Raw genomic sequence first — 17,804 nt, forward strand, 5'->3', positions numbered from 1 at the left:
CCAGTTTCGAAAATTAGCCGACCACCGTACACACCTGATTTCGTATTATCCACCACGTTTAAACATTTTCGCGTTCAAAGATCTGTTTTTTCGGGTGGGCCCAGCTGCTTTAACTCGTCGCTATATAGGGCCACCAGCAAGGGTTCGCCTTGTTCGTTCACCCGAAACTGACCGTACCTGGCGGCCTCGTAATATTCAGCATCGCCCTCCTGAAAAAAGAATGCGTTGGTGGCGAAGTGCACGATGTCATGGCGTATCCGGTAGCGCAGCAACAACTCTTCCGGGGCCAAATCTTGTCCGTTGAAAAGCGTTTTGAAGCTCGCCCTGTTCTGGCTGTCGAGGGTAACAATAACGTAGAGGGTTGACGTCTTCGCCGTTAAAAATGCCTGCGCGCTGTGTCCAAAGGCACGGCGAATTTCCTGGCCGATAGCGAAGCTCAGGGTCATGTAGTCGCCTTGCATCAGCGAACGCGGATCTACCGGCGCTAAATCAAGATAAACCACCGTGCCATGAGCCAACTGCTGCTCTTTTTGGAACACCGACAGGTTCACCATCACCAACGCGACCAACAAGGCAAGCAAACCCATAATTCGGCGGCTTAACCATTGTTTCATGGGTTCTCTCCCGCCTGGCCATTCACCAGTCTTAACATCAGCCAGCGCACGGCCAGCAGCAGTAAACCGGTGGCTAACAAAATCTGGGATTTAACCATCAAGGTTGCATGCAACTGGTAATAAAAAGCACTGGCGTAAAACAATAAGCCCGCAATGCCGATGCCTTTCAGCAAGGTGTTGCTGCCGGTTTGGCCCAGCACGATGACCATCATGCACACCAGCAAGCCCGGCGCGACGGCGCTGACTAACACCAGAGCTGTCAGGGCACAAAGGGCCAATATTTGAACCCGAGCAGCTGTCTTCAGGCGCTGGCATACGCTGTACACAATATAAACAGCAGCCAGACCTTCCAACAGCGTTGCCAACCAGCCATAAATCGTAGGCAGCGTATCAAGCATTCCGTTCGACACCGACCAATTCAGACCCAGCACAACCTCACTTCTGCTGGCAACCAGCGCCAGCCCGCCGCCATATCCCCAGGCCCGCAGCGCTGGCGACATCCGCGGAAACTGGAATTCATGCAGCCACACCCAGCCCGTAAAAACCAGCACAACACCGCCCGCCACCACGTTCAGTAAGGGCAACTCGACAAATACAAGCAAACCAAGTGCGGCCACACAAGTTGAAAAAACGCGGTGGATAAAGTCTGGCATAAACACCGCTAAAAGCATTTGAAAGCCAGTAATCAACAGCGTGGCACCTATAGCATCAGCGCCTCCAAACGAGCCCCAGGCAACAAAACCCTGCCCTGCGAGGCTAAACGCCAACGCCATGTGCCTTACAAACTCGCTAGCCGCACTTCGCAGCAGCCAGAATGCAACGCCAATCAACAATAGCCCTATTGTCCACAGCAATAGCGGGCTTTCAAAAAACCAATCCAGCTCCAGGTCAAAGAAAAACAGCAGCGCAATGGCCAAAAACAAAAACAGCGCCGCCAGCCAGCCAAAAAAGCCCATAAACACCAAGATGTACCAGGGCGAACCTGCCTCTCCCGGTGCTGGCGGTGCCCCCTCTACCAGGCCTTGCTGTTGCAAGCTAATCCATAGCCGTTGATGTTCAGCGCTCATACCTGCCATCCCCGGTGAACAGACCGCAACCAGTTAACAGCTAACGTAGTCATAGCCATCAACATTACGGCCATCAGTAATACACCCCCGCTGTTGTCGAAGTTCCACACCACATGTTTAACCAGCAGGCTGACAACAATCGCAATCACCGAAACCGCCGCGAGCGTCAGCATAAACAAATCCTGACGTTGATAGCGGTAGACCCCATACACAATCGCCAGTGCCAATAGAAACACCGCCGCGGAAAGCCATAAATCGCTGCTAGAAAACACACTTTCAACGACTCGCAGCGTCAGTGACATTAAGGTAGCCATTGCCAACAACCGCACCGCCCAACGCTTATTAAGCCAGGGCGCACGGCCGACTAGCCACTCCCATGCACACAACATAAACCCGTTCGCGGCAAACTGAACCCACAACAGTTGCCCATAAGCCTCCGTTGAAAAGCGGTCACTAGGCTGAAAGTACAACGTCAGCGCAAGGTTGACCAAAACGGCCCAAAGTACCCACAGTGGTGCAAATCGGCCAATCAGGGCAAAGGGTGTCAGTAGTAACATCCACACAAAAAACAGCTGCCAGGGATCGGCACCGGTCTGGTAGGTTTGCCCGAACAGCGCCAGCAATCCGCCCAACAGAAGACCTGTCAAAAGCAGCGCAACCTTACCAGCCAAGGTTTCGCGTCCGGCCAGCCAGTAACCCACAAACGCCAGCAGTAAAGCTCCTTCGACCAACGCGAAACGAGCCAGTCGGCCCAGCTCACTCCAGTTGAAGGCTACAAAAAGCAGTACGGAAAAGGCCAGCGCCAAGCCACCCAGGCACAACAGCAACACGTCTAAAAAGCGCAGCCACTGCCGGCCCGCCGGAAACACACCGGCTATCGCCGCGGCGCGGTTTGAATCTATGGACGCAATCTGGCCGCCGTCAACCAAAGCAACAAACGCTTTACGTGTTTCAGACCGTATTTCAGGCTTTGCTTCAGATTGTGTTTCAAACATAGCGGCTGCGCCCTCCTGGCACGACTTACTAGGCAGATACCTGTTACTCCGCGGTCGCCCGCCCCATGAACCTGCGCTCTTCCACATTCACTTTGATGCGATCGCCGGTGGAAATGTATTCAGGCACCTGAATCACCAAGCCTGTGACCATAGTCGCTGGTTTGGTTCTGGCTGTGGCAGAGCCACCTTTCACCGAAGGCGCTGTGTCCACGATTTCAAAATCGACCGTGGGGGGCAAAGCCAGCGCTACGGGTGCATCTTTGATCAACACAACCATGATGCCTTGGGTTTCTTCGGTCACAAACAGCAGCTCCTCGGCAATGGCTTCTTTGCTGAGCATATACTGTGTGTAATCTTCGGTATCCATAAACACGTATTCTTCGCCGTCGGCATAAGAAAAAGACGCAGTACGGCGGGTCAAATCTGCCAGATTCAGCATATCGCCGTCTTTGAAGGTCTCGTCTTTCTTGATGTTGGTAACCACATCGTACAACCGCATGCGGTAAAGGCTACCGCCAGCTCGGCCTTGGGGTACAGACCGCTCGATATCCTTGACAAAATACACCCGACCTTCAAACTCGATAGCAGAGTTTTTCTTGATTTCACTTGCTCTAGGCATTTTCAAAGCTCCAAAACAGCAGGATAAACGAACCGGTGCCGAACAAATGCCGGCGCGGATTCAGACCGGGTGATTCTACCGTCAGAAGCGCTTTGCTGGTAGCTCTCACAGATCAACACAACCAAAACCGATTTGATGTAACATTGCGGCCCTATGAAAACACCAAAACGATTACAATCCCTGTTAGATGACGGGCTGATAGACAGCGTGCTGTATCAGCTCATGAGCGGCAAAGAAGCTCAGGTATACGTGGTGCAGTGTGGCGACCATGTCCGCTGTGCCAAAGTGTTTAAAGAAGCGTCGAAACGCAGCTTCAAGCAAGCCGTGGAATACCAGGAAGGCCGCAAGGTGCGTAACAGTCGCCGTGCCCGCGCCATGGGTAAAAAAACCCGCTACGGCCAAAAAGAGCATGAAGACGCCTGGCTGAACGCCGAGGTAGACGCCCTTTACCGCCTGGCGGATGCCGGTGTGCGGGTGCCACGGCCATCAGGCTTTGTTGATGGGGTATTGCTGATGGAACTGATCAGCGATGCCGATGGCAAAGCCGCGCCTAGGCTGGACGACGTTGAACTGACCCGCGAACAGGCGCTGGACTTCCACCAGCAGGTGATTGCCGACGTCGTGCGCATGCTCAGCGCCGGACTGATTCACGGCGACTTGTCGGAGTTCAACGTACTGCTGGATGATCAGGGGCCCGTAATTATCGACCTACCTCAGGCGGTAAACGCCTCTGGCAACAACAACGCCGAGCGCATGCTGGAGCGCGACGTAGACAACATGCGCCGTTACTTTGGCAAGTACGCGCCGGAGCTGATGAACACCGATTACGGCAAAGAAATCTGGGAGCTATACGAAAGTGGCCGCCTGCACCCCGCCAGCAAACTGACCGGGTGCTTTATTCACGACACCCACAGCGCGGACCTGGGCGAAATAATGGAAGTGATTGACGCAGCGAAAGAAGAAGAACGGGATCGTCTCGATCGCCAACAAGCCAACGAAGAAGAAGACTAACAATCATTGAGACAAAGCTGGCGCCAAAACGTCAGCTTTTTTTACATCTTCATTCTGAAATTTTTCTACCCATCAGTAACCCGCTCACCAATTATTTGTTTTCTATTCACTCTTCGCCACACGGCTTTGTTTTTGCTTGTTTTCAGATGCAGCCCAATCCTGAGTCACAACAGGATGACTTGTCCGCGCCCAACAACAAAAAAGGTGTGCTTCATGAGCAGAAATATCAGAACTGTTACACTGTTTAAACGCGCTATTTTCGCCGCCTCTATTACGCTTACCAGTAGCCTGGCCCTGGCGGTTCCACTCTCGTTTAACGACATTTTTGTGCTAGGCGACAGTCTGTCTGATACCGGAAATACGAGAAGCAGAGTGCCTGGTGGTAGCTTTGGCCCGGTTGCTACCATAGCAGGTTACGGCAGCAATGGCCGCTTCTCCAATGGCCCTGTCTGGCATGAATACTTGGCCGACTCACTGGGCGTATCGCGCGCCACCAATTCGGAAGGCGGCGGCAACAACTTTGCCTTTGGTGGTGCCGTTGTAGACAGCTCAGCAGGCCCTTCTGCTGGCATACTGAACCAAGAAGCCCAGTACGACGCGCGCTTGGCTGGCAGCAGTCCCAATGCAAGCGACTTGTACATTACTTGGGCCGGCGGCAATGACATGCGCGCCCTGACAACCGTAACCGACCCGATTGCCGCTATTAATGCCCAGCTGGACAGCTTTGTGGGTGTAATGAGTCGGCTAGTCGCCAACGGCGTGGGCACGCTGCTGGTACCAAACCTTCCAAATTTGGGCGCGATCCCCGAGTTTGCTGGCTCCGCTGCTGCAAGCGCAGCCGCCACACTGGCCAGTAAAGCCTGGAATGCGGGCCTGGAGCAGCGCCTGATTAGTTTGAGCGCGACTACCTCCGCATCTATATTCTACTTCGATGTTTTCGGTATATTCGGATCCATTCTTGAGAATCCCGCTGCGAATGGCTTCACCAACACCGAAGACCAATGTCGTTCAGTGACGTTCTTCGTTTTTGAAAACGAATGCGCCAATTCCGATGATTTTCTGTTCTGGGACGAAATACACCCCACCACCGCAGCTCATAAGTTCCTGGGACTAGAAGCTTTTGCACTGCTGGCTTCAGGCAACAAAGTCACCGTACCCGAGCCGGCGGTAATTTGGCTGATGCTCCTAGGCATTGGCGCTGTTGCAGGCCGTCGCGCAATGGTCACCAAAGCAGCCTGAGTTAGCACACCCACATGATTACGAACAGCAAAAAGCCCAGCGGGATGTCCCGCTGGGCTTTTTTTACCTCTTCTATGCTCGGCATCACCAAGGCAGCACTTCACCCCTCTGGTGCCAGAACGAGCCGGTGTTCTGAAGATTCAGCGCCTCAATTCGCGCCGTCAGGCCCTCTACAGACTCGTTTGTGGTGATCTCGCCGCTGCCTTTGGTCATGCCGGTTTGCACATAACCCGGATGCAACTGCGCGACCGCGATGCCCCTCGGTTTAAGGTCTACCGCAAGGGACTTGCCGAAAGCATTTAACGCCGCTTTTGATGCCCGATACCCATAACGCGAACCAAAGTCATTCCGAGCTATAGAACCCAGCACGCTGCTGATATTTGCTACTTTCCCGCCTGCGGGAATGAGTGACATAAGCGCCTGGGTTACCCGCAACGGGCCATAGGCGTTCACTTCCATCTGTATCCGCAGGGAATCAAAGTCAATAAAGCCCAGTTCGTTCTCCTGCAACAAGCCGGCGTTATTGATCAGAAGGTCAATACGCTCAGCGCTCAAGGCTTTTGCAAGCTGTGTCACATCCTGATCCGAGGTAACGTCTACCGAGGCAATGAGCTGCGCGGCCACCGCCTCCAGCTCACCGGAAGATTCCCGACACACGCCAATAACGCGCCAGCCGTCACGCGCATAATGGCGCGCCAACTCCAGACCAATGCCACGATTGGCACCGGTGATAACAACAACCTGTTGCTCCGCCATGTTTACTCCCTTGATTTTGTAGGTACCAATGCGGCGCCAACGCTTTTCATTGGCCGCAGCGCTGTCAGGTGTCGTAGCGGCTCTCCGAGCGCGCGATGATAGAAGTCCCCACCAGATCACCGGTCACATTCAGCCCCGTTGCGCCCATGCCCACCAAGGCATCAATAGACACCAGCAGGGCCACAGTTTCAATCGGCAGACCGACCTGTGCAAACACCGTGGCAATCATCACAATACCGGCGCCTGGCACGCCAGCGGTGCCAATCGATGCAAGCGTGCCAATCAGCACAATCTCGGCCATGGCCATCAAGTCCAGCGGAACGCCCATCACATTGGCGGCAAACACGGCGGAAATGGCGATGCGAATGGCGGCACCGTCCATATTAATGGTGGCGCCTAACGGCAAGCTGAAACCGTATATTCGCTGGGGTATGTTCAACTTGCGGGCTGCGGTAATGGTCAGCGGCAAGGTGCCAGAACTGCTCTGGGTAGCGAATGCCGTCGCCATAGGCGTTCTGGCTTCCCGGAAAAACCCTCGCACATTCATACCAAAGCCGCGCATGATCACGCAATACGCCACCAGTTGAACCGCCAGCGCGATGTACAGCACCACGACCATATCGCCCAAGGCCATAATAGTTTCTATGCCCTGCTCACCGGCGGTTTTCGCCACAATCGCAAATACCCCGATGGGCACGTACTGCAACACCCCTGCCATCACTTTCAGGGTCATTTCACTGAGCCCCTCAATCACCTTATAAAGGTGCTCGCCCAGCTCTGCGTGCTGTTCTGACTCACGCAGCTTCAACAGCGCAATACCGAATACAATGGCGGTGAAAATAATCCCCAGCAAATTCAATTCGGTGAAAGCCGTAAAAATATTATCTGGAATAATGTTCAGCAACACCGCCGCAAAGCCCGGGTTGTCCGGAACTTTTATGGTCGCATTTTCATTCAGCGTCATACCACTGCCGGGCTCAAGCCAGGTTGCAACGGCCAACCCAACAATAATCGCCAGCGCTGAAGAGGCAATGTAGTACAGCATCAGTTTTCGACCGACCCGCCCCATACTGCCGATATTGGCCTGGTTGATACCCACCATTAAAGTGAACAGCACGATGGGTACAATCAGGAATTTCAGCAAACGCAGTAACAACTCGCCAAACGGTGCCAACCAGTCAGCCACAGGCTGGCCACCAATAAGCCCAACAGCGATGCCCAACACCAACGCAATGCTAACGCGCAGAATCAATGACGAATTGAGGTAGCCCTGAAGCAAAGCTTTCATCGGCCGACTCCCAACAAAACTGAACAATCGTGTGCCATAAACCGGTTCCTGATTTTGAATGGCGCCGATTGTGGTGGAAATTAACCGATAGGTAAACTGATGCAACTAAGCATAAGCTAATAGCCTTAGTGAGTTTCTATCTTTGGCTGAGCCGGGAATTTTTACCCACAAAAGCTGTGGATAACCTTGTGAGAAGCCTTGGGACAGCCTCGCATAACCCTGTAGCCATGGGCACAGACGGAAGTTGGCGGGAAATTGACCGGCTGATAAGTGATGTCCGCCAAACACTGTACTGGCCTGTTTCATATTACAGGCTCATTATCGGAGTTAGGCTTTCTATATGAGGACAATTGCTATGCCAACGATCGGATGGATTATCTTACTCGCCTCGCTGGCGCTGATTCTAGGCAGCCTGTTTATGCTGCGTGACACGTCTAGCACCATGAGCCTGTCTGGCGACAAACTGGAAAAGGTGCGCAAACGCAAGGCCGAGCAGGAAGCCCTCGACAAACAGGACAAACAGGATAAACAGGACGACTGAACGCATTCAGGCTAATTCAACTGAGCGCCCAGCCACTGATCAATCTGAGCCTGATTCATGCCACCACTCTGACGAGCATGCTCGCGGCCGTTGCGAAACAGAATCAGCGTGGGAATACTGCGAATCCCAAACTGCCCCGACGGGCCTGGTTGCTGTTCGGTATTCAGTTTGGCAAATCGCACCTTACCCTTCCAGCCTTTCGCTGCCAGCGCAAACTGCGGCGCCATCGCCTTGCACGGGCCGCACCAACTGGCCCAAAAATCCACCAGCACCGGCAAATCGCTACGGGCGATGTGAGTGGCGAACGCCTGCTCAGTAAATTCGGGCACATTATCTGGCCACAACGGCTGTTTGCACGCACCACAGATGCCACCCGCTGACAAGCGACTGGCAGGAACCCGATTTACTTTACTGCAATGTGGGCAAACAATCTGCCGGTTTTCATCCACCATGGAATAACCTCACTCAATATACTATTTACGACACTGCTCAGTTTACGATACTGCTCAAGATACTATTCAAGATACTATTCAAGATACTACTCAAAAGTCGCACTTTACGTTAAGGTCAACTTCTCTATGGGTGAGTTCGCACAATGCGTTCTATACTCTGGAAAAGATTAGCATCCTTAACCTGATAAAACCAAAGCCCTCACAAGGGGCTCTGTGTTCCTCCAGCCACCACCCAAGGACGAGGATAATGACAACAACAAAGCCAAAAACCGTGCATTCCCCCATTTTCACTGATGGCGCGGAGTTTCGAATTGCCACCTTCAAACTGCTAAAACAGGACGGCTCGCTTTACAAAGGCGGTAAGGCCCCTGATATAGGCAAAGAAAAAGCCTTGCGCATTTATCGCGCCATGGTCACTACCCGCATTCTGGACGAACGCATGTTAGCCGCCCAACGCCAGGGCCGGCTCAGCTTTTACATGCAATGCACTGGTGAAGAGGCCGCCGTTATTGGCAGCGCAGCAGCGCTGGGTGATAGCGACATGATTATGGCCCAATACCGCGAACAAGGTGCGCTGGCTTACCGTGGATTCACCATCGACGAGTTCATGAACCAACTGTTCGGTAACGACAAAGACTACGGCAAGGGCCGGCAGATGCCGGTGCATTACGGTTCGAAAAAGCTCTATTACATGACCATTTCATCACCGTTGGCCACCCAGATTCCCCAAGCCACCGGTTATGCCTACGGCCAGAAACTGGCCGGTGAAGGCCACTGCACCCTGGTCTACTTTGGTGAAGGCGCCGCCTCCGAAGGCGACTTCCATGCGGCCCTGAATATGGCCGCGGTTCACCAAGTACCCGTGATCTTTTTCTGCCGCAATAACGGCTACGCAATTTCCACACCGGCCTCCGAGCAGTTCGCTGCTGACGGTGTAGCACCGCGGGCTTACGGCTATAAAATGGACGTGATCCGGGTAGACGGCAACGACGTTCTGGCGGTTTACCAGGCTACCGAAAAAGCCCGCCAACTGGCCGTTGAAGAGAACCGCCCGGTACTGATTGAAGCCATGACGTACCGCTTGGCCGCCCACTCTTCTTCCGATGACCCCTCCGGTTACCGTAGCAAAGACGAAGAAGCCATCTGGCGTGAAAAAGATCCGATTCTGCGGACCCAACACTGGCTGAAGTCACACGGTTGGTGGAGCGACAAAGAAGAAAAAGAATTGCAGGAACGCCTGCGCCGCGAGGTTCTCGAAACCATGAAGCAAGCGCAGAAACGACCACCACCGGCGCTGGAAACCTTGATTACCGATGTTTATAAAGAAGTGCCTCCAGCCCTGAATGCGCAATTCGAGAAATTGAAAGCGCACATTCGCCGGCACCCGGACGCCTACCCAAAGAGCGCAAACGATCCTGCCATCACTGGAAAACCCGCCAGCACCAAAGAAGGAGGGGCTTGAAATGGCGAAGATGAACATGCTGCAAGCCATCAACAACGCCCTGGATACTGCTATGGCGGCGAATGAGCGAGTGCTGTGCTTTGGCGAAGATGTGGGCATTTTTGGCGGCGTATTCCGCGCCACCAGCAATTTGCAACAAAAGTACGGTAAATCACGCTGTTTTAACACGCCATTAGTAGAACAAGGCATCATCGGCTTCGCCAACGGCCTTGCGGCCCAGGGCTCGGTGCCAGTGGCTGAAATACAGTTCGCCGATTACATTTTCCCGGCTTTTGACCAGATCGTGAACGAGACCGCGAAATTCCGTTACCGCTCCGGCAACCTGTTTGACGTCGGCGGACTGACCATTCGCGCACCCTACGGTGGTGGCATTGCCGGCGGTCTTTATCACTCCCAGTCGCCAGAAGCCTATTTTGCTCACACACCGGGCCTGAAAGTGGTAGTGCCACGCAATCCACATCAGGCCAAAGGCCTCTTGTTGGCCGCCATTCACGACCCCGACCCAGTGCTTTTCTTCGAGCCCAAGCGCCTGTACCGGGCATCCGTAGGCGAAGTGCCCGAAGAAGAATACCAACTTCCATTAGGCAAGGCCGAAGTACTCAAAAAAGGCACAGATGTAACTGTTCTGGGCTGGGGTGCACAAATGGAAGTCATCGAACACGCCGTGGAAATGGCAGAAAAAGACGGCATTTCCTGCGAAGTGATCGATCTACGCAGCATTTTACCCTGGGACATCGATACCGTGGCTGAATCGGTTCTGAAAACCGGGCGACTGGTGATTACCCACGAAGCTCCGTTGACCGGCGGCTTTGCCGGCGAAATCGCGGCTACTATTCAAGAACGATGCTTTCTGTATTTGGAATCGCCTATTGCCCGGGTAGCCGGATTAGACACGCCCTTCCCGCTGGTGCTGGAAAAAGAACACTTTCCCAATCTTTTGAAGGTGTATGAAGCGATTTGCGACAGTGTCGAATTCTAACCCGGTATCAAGACAGGAGAACCAACATGAGTGATTTTATACTGCCCGATATCGGCGAAGGTATTGTGGAGTGCGAAGTGGTGAAGTGGCTGGTCAGCGAAGGCGACATAATCGAAGAAGATCAACCGGTGGTCGAGGTCATGACCGACAAAGCGCTGGTGGAAATACCGGCACCTCACAAAGGACAGATTAAGCGTCTTTATTACAAAGAAGGCGACATTGCCAAAGTGCACGCACCGCTGTTTGAGTTGTCAGAAGAGGGTGGCGAGCAAGAACACGGCACCATCAACGATACCGACGACTCCGCCTCAGAAAAAACCACCGCAAGCTCAACGCCGGCCAGTCAAAAGACCGACACAAAAAAACAGGCGAGCGACAGCGCCAACGCTGATGAAACAACCCGCGCAGCGGAAATCAAAACACCGGCCAGCCCGTCGGTAAGACGCCTGGTGCGCGAGTACGACTTGTCATTGGGTCATATCAGCGGCTCTGGTAGAGACGGCCGGGTATTGAAAGAAGATGTGCTGGCTCACCTGAAGCAACCAGAAGGCCAAACAGACGAGTCTGCGGGCGCTCAATCAGGCAATCTATTAGCAAAACGCTCCGGCACCACTGAACAGCAGGTTCGGGTAGAGCCTATCAAGGGCATGAAGGCGGTGATGGCCAAGCGTATGGTGGCTGCAGCATCCAGCATCCCACACTTTATCTTCAGCGAAGATATTGATGTGACCGAACTGTTGGCTCTGCGCGCGCAGCTCAAACCCCTGGCCGAAGCCAGCGGATCACGGCTCACCTTGATGCCGTTCATCATGAAAGCCATGGCACTGGCCATTCGCGACTACCCGATTCTGAACAGCCGGGTAAACGACGAGATCACCGAAATCCATTACCAGCCCCAATGCAACATTGGTATGGCGGTGGACAGCAAAGCCGGACTGATGGTGCCCAACATCAAAGGCGTGGAACACCTCAGCCTGCTGGAAATTGCCAATGAAGTGGCGCGCCTGACCGAAGCTGCCCGCGAAGGCCGCGTAGCTCAAGACGACCTGAAAGGCGGTACCATCACCATTTCCAACATTGGGGCATTAGGCGGCACTTACGCCTCACCCATCATCAACGCACCGGAAGTGGCGATTGTAGCCCTGGGCCGAACCCAAACGCTGCCGCGCTTTGATCAGGCAGGCAATGTAACCGCGCGCTCCATTATGCCCGTCAGCTGGGCGGGGGATCACCGCATTATCGACGGCGGCACCATTGCCCGTTTCAGCAATTGCTGGAAAGGCTATCTAGAATCGCCACAGTCCATGCTCTTGCACCTGGGCTGAGCCCGATGACCCGGCAAAAAAAAATGCGAGGGCAGCAAACGCCGCCTTCGCAGATTCAACAGTTTTACATACCCGAAGAGCAGTCCATTTACCTGCTCAGTCACAACGACGCGCGCAAACTGAAAAACTGGGTTGCGCTCTGTACGACTCAATTGCAAGCGCTGGGCTACCGCGACATCGAGATGATCGGTAAAGGCGCTTACGGTTTTGTGTTTTCAGGAAAGCTTGCGCTGGAGGGCGCTAGCGATTTGGAACACGTGTTCAAATTTATCCGCATCAATCTGCCACGCCAGCTGCACGACCGCCTCGAAGACGAGGCCTATATTCTGGAACAAGTGGAGCACCCGCGGGTGCCGCGCCTGATTTCCTTCCAGCGGGCCCGCAGCCAGCCCATCCTGGTGATGGAACGGGCGCCAGGGCTGAATCTGGAAGTGGTATCGCTGCGCGAAGGGCGCCTGACGCCGCGCCTGATCATCTGCATTGCCGACCAGCTGGCAGACATTCTGCGCAATCTGCGCCGGGAATCCACCGATGGCAAGCGGCCCATTGTCCACGGCGACATTAAACCCTCGAATCTGGTCTTCGACGCCAAGCACGAAAACATCGCCCTGATCGACTGGGGCTCGTCGGTGTTCGCCCAGCTGGATGCCAGTCAGCAGTTCCTCAACAACAGCGTGATGGAGCTGATGTCGGACAATCTGCAACACACCAACGCACGGCTGGGCGATGTGTACTTTATTGGCGAAGAACAGCTTTACGGCGGGTTGTCATCGCCGCGCTTTGACGAGCAAGGCGCCGCAGCGACTCTTTACGCCCTGGCCTCTGGCCAATCCTGCCGCTTTGGCCACCAGGCAATACCCGCCGACTCCTTGGGATTGCCTATGGAATTCGCCCGCATGCTGGACGGCATGCTCAGCCCTGATCCCCAGCAGCGCCAGCAAGCCGGTGACTACTACATTCGGGAAATGCCCAGAATGGCGCGCACGGTGATGATTGATCTGCCCGAACCTGCGCCCGTTCCACTGGTGCCAGTGTGGATACGCCAGCCCGGGCGCGAAATCGACACGGTGGTGTACAGCTCGCGTAAATCCTTCCTGCGCCAGGAAGGCGCGGTAAACACCCTGAACGACGTCAACGACGTGCAGTTAGACCGCTACTACAAAAACTTCATGCAGGGCATGGGCGACACCGAAAAAGCGTTCTTGGCAGCGGTCAGCCGCCTTGGCCGCTACCCGGTAGAAGGTGGCCTGGCAGTGCGTTGGGAGCCTGACGGTATTTATGTAGACACTTCCTTGCACCTGCACGACCCACAACTGAAAAGCGCCTTCACCACCGCCGTCAACAACATGGTCAATCTGGCCCAAGCCATCTACCGCCAAGGCATCTTTAAAAGCTGCCTGTTCAACGCCCGCGACACACTGCACATTGAACGCGATCAAGCCGACCAGCCGTTTGTCACGCCGCCAGCCATGCATTTGCCGTATCAGATCAGTTCGGCGCCAGAGGTAGAAGACCGTTCACGAGTGCACTCATATTTTGAAGACGGCCCTGACCCGGAAGAGTTTCTGATGTTGCCGCCCACCATTATTACCGCGCTTGAAGCCTTGAACGGCATCCGCCACACCGGCATGATCATCTTTGAGGCCCTGCCCCTGCACCTGAAAATTCACAGCCAATACCGCCTGCTGGACCCGGCCAAAGAGGACGAATTCCGCCAGCACCTGGACGAAATTCTGGCCGCCGTCGATGAGGTCACCGGCCTTGGCGTATCCGGTTTTATGAAAATGCCTTACAAAGACACTCGCTTCTTTCCTCACATCGAACGCCTCCCTGAACGCTATTACCCCCGCAACCCGCGGCAGGAAGTGACTCAAGCAAGCTAGTATTTCGCCTGGCTAATTCCCTTCGCAAACGCAGTGCTTTGGGATACGATGCCGCGCCCACCCGATTTACCGCTCACACTCAGGCTGCCATGTCCTCCAACGCGCTCTACACCGACTTGTCGGACTATTATGATTTGCTGTGCACCGACATCGACTACGAGGCGCAGAGCCACGGCGCACAGCGCCTGCATCAGTTATTCGGCAATGGCGGCAACAGCCATCTGGATCTGGCCTGCGGCACCGGCCCCCACGTGCGTTACTTTATTGATGCCGGCTACGAAAGCTGCGGACTGGACATCAGTCAGCCCATGCTGGAAATGGCAAAGATCCGCTGCCCCGAAGCGCCGTTTTCACTGGGCGACATGTGCGATTTTCAAGTGAGCGAAAAGCTAGACCTGATCACCTGTTTTCTGTATTCCATTCATTACAGCGGCGAACTTGAAGCGCTACAAAAATGCCTCGCCCGCGTGCGCCAGGCGTTAAAGCCAGGTGGCGTGTTCTGCTTTAACGCTGTCGACAAACACAAGATCGACAACAACTTGTGCGTCAGCCACAGTGCCAACCATGAAGGCAGTCACTTCACCTTCAGTTCGGCCTGGTATTACGGTGGCTTGGGCGACCGGCAATCGCTCAAACTGGGCATCTGCAAAACCACCGGCGGTATTACACAAACGTGGCATGACGAGCACCCGATGGTAGCGGTGAGTTATGACCAACTGAAAGAGCTTCTGCTGCCGTATTTCGACGTTCACATCTTCGAGCACGATTACGACAAAATTACCCCTTGGGATCAGGACTCTGGAAACGCGCTTTTTGTGTGCGTAAAATTGTAGGGAAGTGTTCAAAACCGAGAGCTGATCTCTGGATTTTTCAACAGATACACATATTTTCAAGAACTGAAGATATGCACCAAGCAAATGGATTGCAGTTTACTGCCCGTGTCGGCGAACTGCCCGAAGATGTTTTCTCGTTAGTCGGTTTTGAACTCACCGAAGGCCTGTCGGAGCTGGTTCATGGCCGTCTTAAAATGGCCAGCAACCTGCCAACGCTGGCGGCCACTGACATATTAGAGCAGCGGTTAGAGCTGACCATCTGGCAGAACGGCCGCATATTCCAAAGCCAGAGCACCAACAACATACTCAGGTCGCTTATACGCGAAAGGGACATTGCCGATGCAGTGTTTGACCTGCTGCGCCAAAGTGCAGCTCACCCGCCACAACAATGAAAAATTAAATCAGGACTGGCTGATAACCCACGTTGCTCAAAGTGGCAGCCAACCACAGGCTCTGAAAGAAGAAGCCGGTGCTAAGCCAACCACCTACCACAATTGCTTCAGCGCGGTTCCCGCAAGCATCCACTGCGACCAACACGGCCGCGTTCAAGTTCGCTTCCCTTGGGATCAGCGTTTACGGACGGGCCGGGCAGAGAGTTCGGAATCAAGCGGGGCACAAAGCAGCGCTTGGTTGCGAGTAAGCCAGGGTTGGGCAGGCGGTCAGTACGGCTTTGTGGCGCTGCCAAGAGTGTGCCACGAAGTGATCGTGTCATTTCTGGACGGCGATCCAGACCAGCCCATCATTACCGGCGGCACTTACCACGCCACCAACACACCGCCCTACGCCCTGCCCCGGCACAAAACACGCACCACCCTGAAAACCCAGACCCATAAGGGCGAAGGCAGAAACGAACTGCGGCAGTTTTCTGAAGCTCGACCTGTATGGCGTTAGAAAACTCTTAGAGGAAGCTGAGAAACGTCATTCCGCTGACAATATCGCCATCTCGATAAAAGCGACACTGCATCTTTTTTGAAAGGGGCCGCCAGCACGGAGGGTACGGTTGTAAAGCTGGCGCCATCACGCTTCAATAACTCTGCAACCTATGCTTCGGTACTTCCATTCACTCAAATGAACGGGCGCCTGATTGAATTCACGTCGAGCGCCATCCGTATGAAATAAGCAATCTACATCAGGACATTACCAATCAATGGCGCTCCCCTATTTCCTCGGCTGCCCGCAATGGCAAGATTCTGGCTGGAACACCTTGTTACCACCAGGCCAGGCACCACTCGCCCGTTACAGCCAGGTGCTGAATTGTGTAGAAGGCAACACGACGTTTTACGCCACGCCCAGCCAGGAGCAGTGCCGTCAGTGGCGCTCGCAGGTGCCAGGCGATTTTCGCTTCGTGTTCAAATTCCCCCGTCGAATTACTCACGATCAATTACTGTCGGGAGTAACGGCTGACACAAACGCCTTTTTGGATATACTTTCGCCGTTGAATGATGTGCTCGGACCCATGTTCATTCAGCTGCCGGCGGCTTTTAAACCGGAACATCTGGATCGGCTTTGGCGGTTTATGGATAAATTGCCAGAGTCTCTCACCTGCGCTGTGGAAGTTCGTAACAGCGCCTTTTTCAGCAAGGGCGAGGCCGAAAAAACACTCAACCGCGGGCTGCGTGAGCGCAACAAGGCCCGTGTCTGTCTGGACAGTCGGGCGCTCTTCTCAGCACAACCCGGCACCGAGATCATTCGCGATGCCCAGCGCAAAAAGCCGAGGGTTCCGGTTCATCTCCTGCCGGTGGACGCCCCACCGATGATCCGCTACATCGGCCATCCCCGGCTTGAGCAGAACCCTCCTTATCTGGCGCCTTGGGTAGAACGTGTCGGCCAATGGATTGAACAGGGCCAACAGCCCTATGTGTTCATGCATATGCCGGATAACGGCGATGCACTGGCTCTGGCGCAACTTTGGAGTAAGCTGTTACAAGAACGCTTACCACAGGTAGCCGCTTTGGATCTGGCCGCACAACGGCCCCAGCTTGGATTGTTTTAATGAAAAGAACCTCGCTCACCCTCGAAAATCTTGACTACGGCGCACAACAACTGGCCGCTGTGGATGCGGATCTTGGCCGCATTTATACCCGCTTGGGCACCCCACCGCTGTGGGCGCGGGAACCTGGTTTTGCGTCACTGGTGCACATTATTCTGGAGCAACAGATTTCTATAAAGGCCGCGCAAACCGTGTTCGAACGGCTATGTACACATCTGGGTGAGATGTCGCCGCAGCGGATGGTTTCAGCAGGTGAGGAAGAACTAAAAGCGTTCGGGCTAACCCGCCAAAAAGCCCGTTATTGCTTTGGCTTGGCAGACCGCATTCGTAACGGCAAACTCAATCTGGAACAGCTGGACGATCTGAGTGACACCGAAGGACGCGGCGCGCTCCTCGCCGTCCCCGGGCTAGGCCCATGGAGTGTTGACGTGTATTACCTGATGGCGTTGCGCCGGCCGGATGTGTGGCCACTGGGTGATCTTGCACTGGCGGCCGCCATGCAGGAAGTAAAACAGCTGGACGCACCCGCAACCCACCAGCAACAGGTAGACATTGCCAGTGCCTGGTCACCCTGGCGCGCCGTCGCCGCGCGGCTGCTATGGATGCACTACTTAGACAGCCGCTGACGCCCACGAAAAAACCCAGCACAAAGGTGATAACGCCTCATTATTTATATGACTTACCCACAGAAGCTGTGGATAACATTGTGAGCAGGGCAAGGATAGGTCCAGTGAACCTCTAAAACACAGG

General features: G+C 54.4%; 18 protein-coding genes and 1 pseudogene. 12 read left to right on the forward strand and 7 right to left on the reverse strand.

What is annotated here, in order from left to right:
• Positions 1-74: 74 nt before the first annotated feature.
• Genes ABA45_RS13460 through efpL form a run of 4 tightly spaced genes read right to left on the reverse strand, consistent with a single transcriptional unit; the run spans position 75 to position 3,295 of the window.
• The gene (locus tag ABA45_RS13460) at positions 75-614 is read right to left on the reverse strand and encodes a GDYXXLXY domain-containing protein (RefSeq protein ID WP_048386907.1); all 540 of its coding nucleotides are present in this window, start codon (positions 612-614) and stop codon (positions 75-77) included.
• A complete protein-coding gene (locus tag ABA45_RS13465) occupies positions 611-1,681 on the reverse strand; it encodes a DUF4401 domain-containing protein (protein ID WP_048386911.1) in 1,071 nt (356 codons plus the stop codon). The genes ABA45_RS13460 and ABA45_RS13465 overlap by 4 nt, the downstream gene beginning before the upstream one ends.
• Positions 1,678-2,676 carry a DUF2157 domain-containing protein gene (locus ABA45_RS13470; RefSeq protein ID WP_048386913.1) on the reverse strand — a complete coding sequence of 333 codons (999 nt, stop codon included), beginning with the start codon at positions 2,674-2,676 and terminating at the stop codon, positions 1,678-1,680. The genes ABA45_RS13465 and ABA45_RS13470 overlap by 4 nt, the downstream gene beginning before the upstream one ends.
• Before the next feature lie 43 nt (positions 2,677-2,719).
• Positions 2,720-3,295 (reverse strand): elongation factor P-like protein EfpL, encoded by a 576-nt coding sequence (efpL, locus tag ABA45_RS13475; protein WP_014872133.1) that lies wholly within the window; start codon positions 3,293-3,295, stop codon positions 2,720-2,722.
• 153 nt (positions 3,296-3,448) lie between these two features.
• Here efpL and ABA45_RS13480 point away from each other — a divergent pair, with 153 nt between their 5' ends.
• Together ABA45_RS13480 and ABA45_RS13485 are read left to right on the forward strand one after the other, a co-directional pair.
• Positions 3,449-4,306 (forward strand): PA4780 family RIO1-like protein kinase, encoded by an 858-nt coding sequence (locus tag ABA45_RS13480; RefSeq protein ID WP_048386916.1) that lies wholly within the window; start codon positions 3,449-3,451, stop codon positions 4,304-4,306.
• A gap of 213 nt (positions 4,307-4,519) precedes the next feature.
• The gene (locus ABA45_RS13485; protein WP_048386918.1) at positions 4,520-5,545 is read left to right on the forward strand and encodes an SGNH/GDSL hydrolase family protein; all 1,026 of its coding nucleotides are present in this window, start codon (positions 4,520-4,522) and stop codon (positions 5,543-5,545) included.
• An 84-nt stretch (positions 5,546-5,629) separates the two neighbouring features.
• On the opposite strand, the gene ABA45_RS13490 is transcribed toward ABA45_RS13485, so the two are convergent.
• Both ABA45_RS13490 and ABA45_RS13495 read right to left on the reverse strand, forming a co-directional pair.
• Positions 5,630-6,301, reverse strand: a complete 672-nt coding sequence (locus ABA45_RS13490; RefSeq protein WP_048386919.1) for an SDR family oxidoreductase — start codon at positions 6,299-6,301, stop codon at positions 5,630-5,632.
• 64 nt (positions 6,302-6,365) lie between these two features.
• Positions 6,366-7,589, reverse strand: a complete 1,224-nt coding sequence (locus tag ABA45_RS13495; protein ID WP_048389078.1) for a dicarboxylate/amino acid:cation symporter — start codon at positions 7,587-7,589, stop codon at positions 6,366-6,368.
• 355 nt (positions 7,590-7,944) lie between these two features.
• Between ABA45_RS13495 and ABA45_RS13500 the strand changes: the two genes are divergently transcribed.
• The gene (locus tag ABA45_RS13500; protein WP_048386920.1) at positions 7,945-8,130 is read left to right on the forward strand and encodes a DUF2897 family protein; all 186 of its coding nucleotides are present in this window, start codon (positions 7,945-7,947) and stop codon (positions 8,128-8,130) included.
• An 11-nt stretch (positions 8,131-8,141) separates the two neighbouring features.
• Here the strand turns inward: ABA45_RS13500 and trxC are convergent, their stop codons facing one another.
• On the reverse strand, positions 8,142-8,582 hold the full coding sequence (gene trxC, locus ABA45_RS13505; RefSeq protein WP_198146977.1) for a thioredoxin TrxC: 441 nt from the start codon (positions 8,580-8,582) through the stop codon (positions 8,142-8,144).
• A gap of 247 nt (positions 8,583-8,829) precedes the next feature.
• On the opposite strand from trxC, the gene ABA45_RS13510 reads away from it, so the two are divergent.
• The 9 genes and pseudogenes from ABA45_RS13510 (at position 8,830) to ABA45_RS13550 (ending at position 17,680) form a co-directional block, all read left to right on the forward strand.
• Positions 8,830-10,044, forward strand: a complete 1,215-nt coding sequence (locus ABA45_RS13510; protein WP_048386921.1) for a thiamine pyrophosphate-dependent dehydrogenase E1 component subunit alpha — start codon at positions 8,830-8,832, stop codon at positions 10,042-10,044.
• Position 10,045: 1 nt separating this feature from the next.
• A complete protein-coding gene (locus ABA45_RS13515) occupies positions 10,046-11,023 on the forward strand; it encodes an alpha-ketoacid dehydrogenase subunit beta (RefSeq protein ID WP_048386922.1) in 978 nt (325 codons plus the stop codon).
• Positions 11,024-11,049: 26 nt separating this feature from the next.
• Positions 11,050-12,348, forward strand: a complete 1,299-nt coding sequence (locus ABA45_RS13520) for a 2-oxo acid dehydrogenase subunit E2 (protein WP_048386923.1) — start codon at positions 11,050-11,052, stop codon at positions 12,346-12,348.
• A 5-nt stretch (positions 12,349-12,353) separates the two neighbouring features.
• Positions 12,354-14,231, forward strand: coding sequence for a protein kinase domain-containing protein (locus ABA45_RS13525; protein WP_048386925.1), 1,878 nt, complete (start codon positions 12,354-12,356; stop codon positions 14,229-14,231).
• Positions 14,232-14,320: 89 nt separating this feature from the next.
• Positions 14,321-15,064 (forward strand): class I SAM-dependent DNA methyltransferase, encoded by a 744-nt coding sequence (locus ABA45_RS13530; RefSeq protein ID WP_048386927.1) that lies wholly within the window; start codon positions 14,321-14,323, stop codon positions 15,062-15,064.
• A gap of 71 nt (positions 15,065-15,135) precedes the next feature.
• Complete coding sequence (locus tag ABA45_RS19800; protein ID WP_048386929.1) at positions 15,136-15,456, forward strand: hypothetical protein; 321 nt, start codon at positions 15,136-15,138, stop codon at positions 15,454-15,456.
• Positions 15,425-15,937, forward strand: a pseudogene (gene vgrG, locus ABA45_RS19805) (type VI secretion system tip protein VgrG); the annotation flags it as partial. The gene ABA45_RS19800 and the pseudogene vgrG, both read left to right, overlap by 32 nt.
• Before the next feature lie 274 nt (positions 15,938-16,211).
• On the forward strand, positions 16,212-17,057 hold the full coding sequence (locus tag ABA45_RS13545) for a DUF72 domain-containing protein (protein ID WP_048386932.1): 846 nt from the start codon (positions 16,212-16,214) through the stop codon (positions 17,055-17,057).
• Positions 17,057-17,680: a DNA-3-methyladenine glycosylase family protein gene (locus ABA45_RS13550; protein WP_048386933.1), complete on the forward strand. Its 624-nt coding sequence runs from the start codon at positions 17,057-17,059 to the stop codon at positions 17,678-17,680. Before ABA45_RS13545 ends, ABA45_RS13550 begins: the two co-directional genes overlap by 1 nt.
• The last annotated feature ends 124 nt before the right edge of the window (positions 17,681-17,804 follow it).

This window comes from Marinobacter psychrophilus (assembly GCF_001043175.1).
GTDB lineage: Bacteria > Pseudomonadota > Gammaproteobacteria > Pseudomonadales > Oleiphilaceae > Marinobacter > Marinobacter psychrophilus.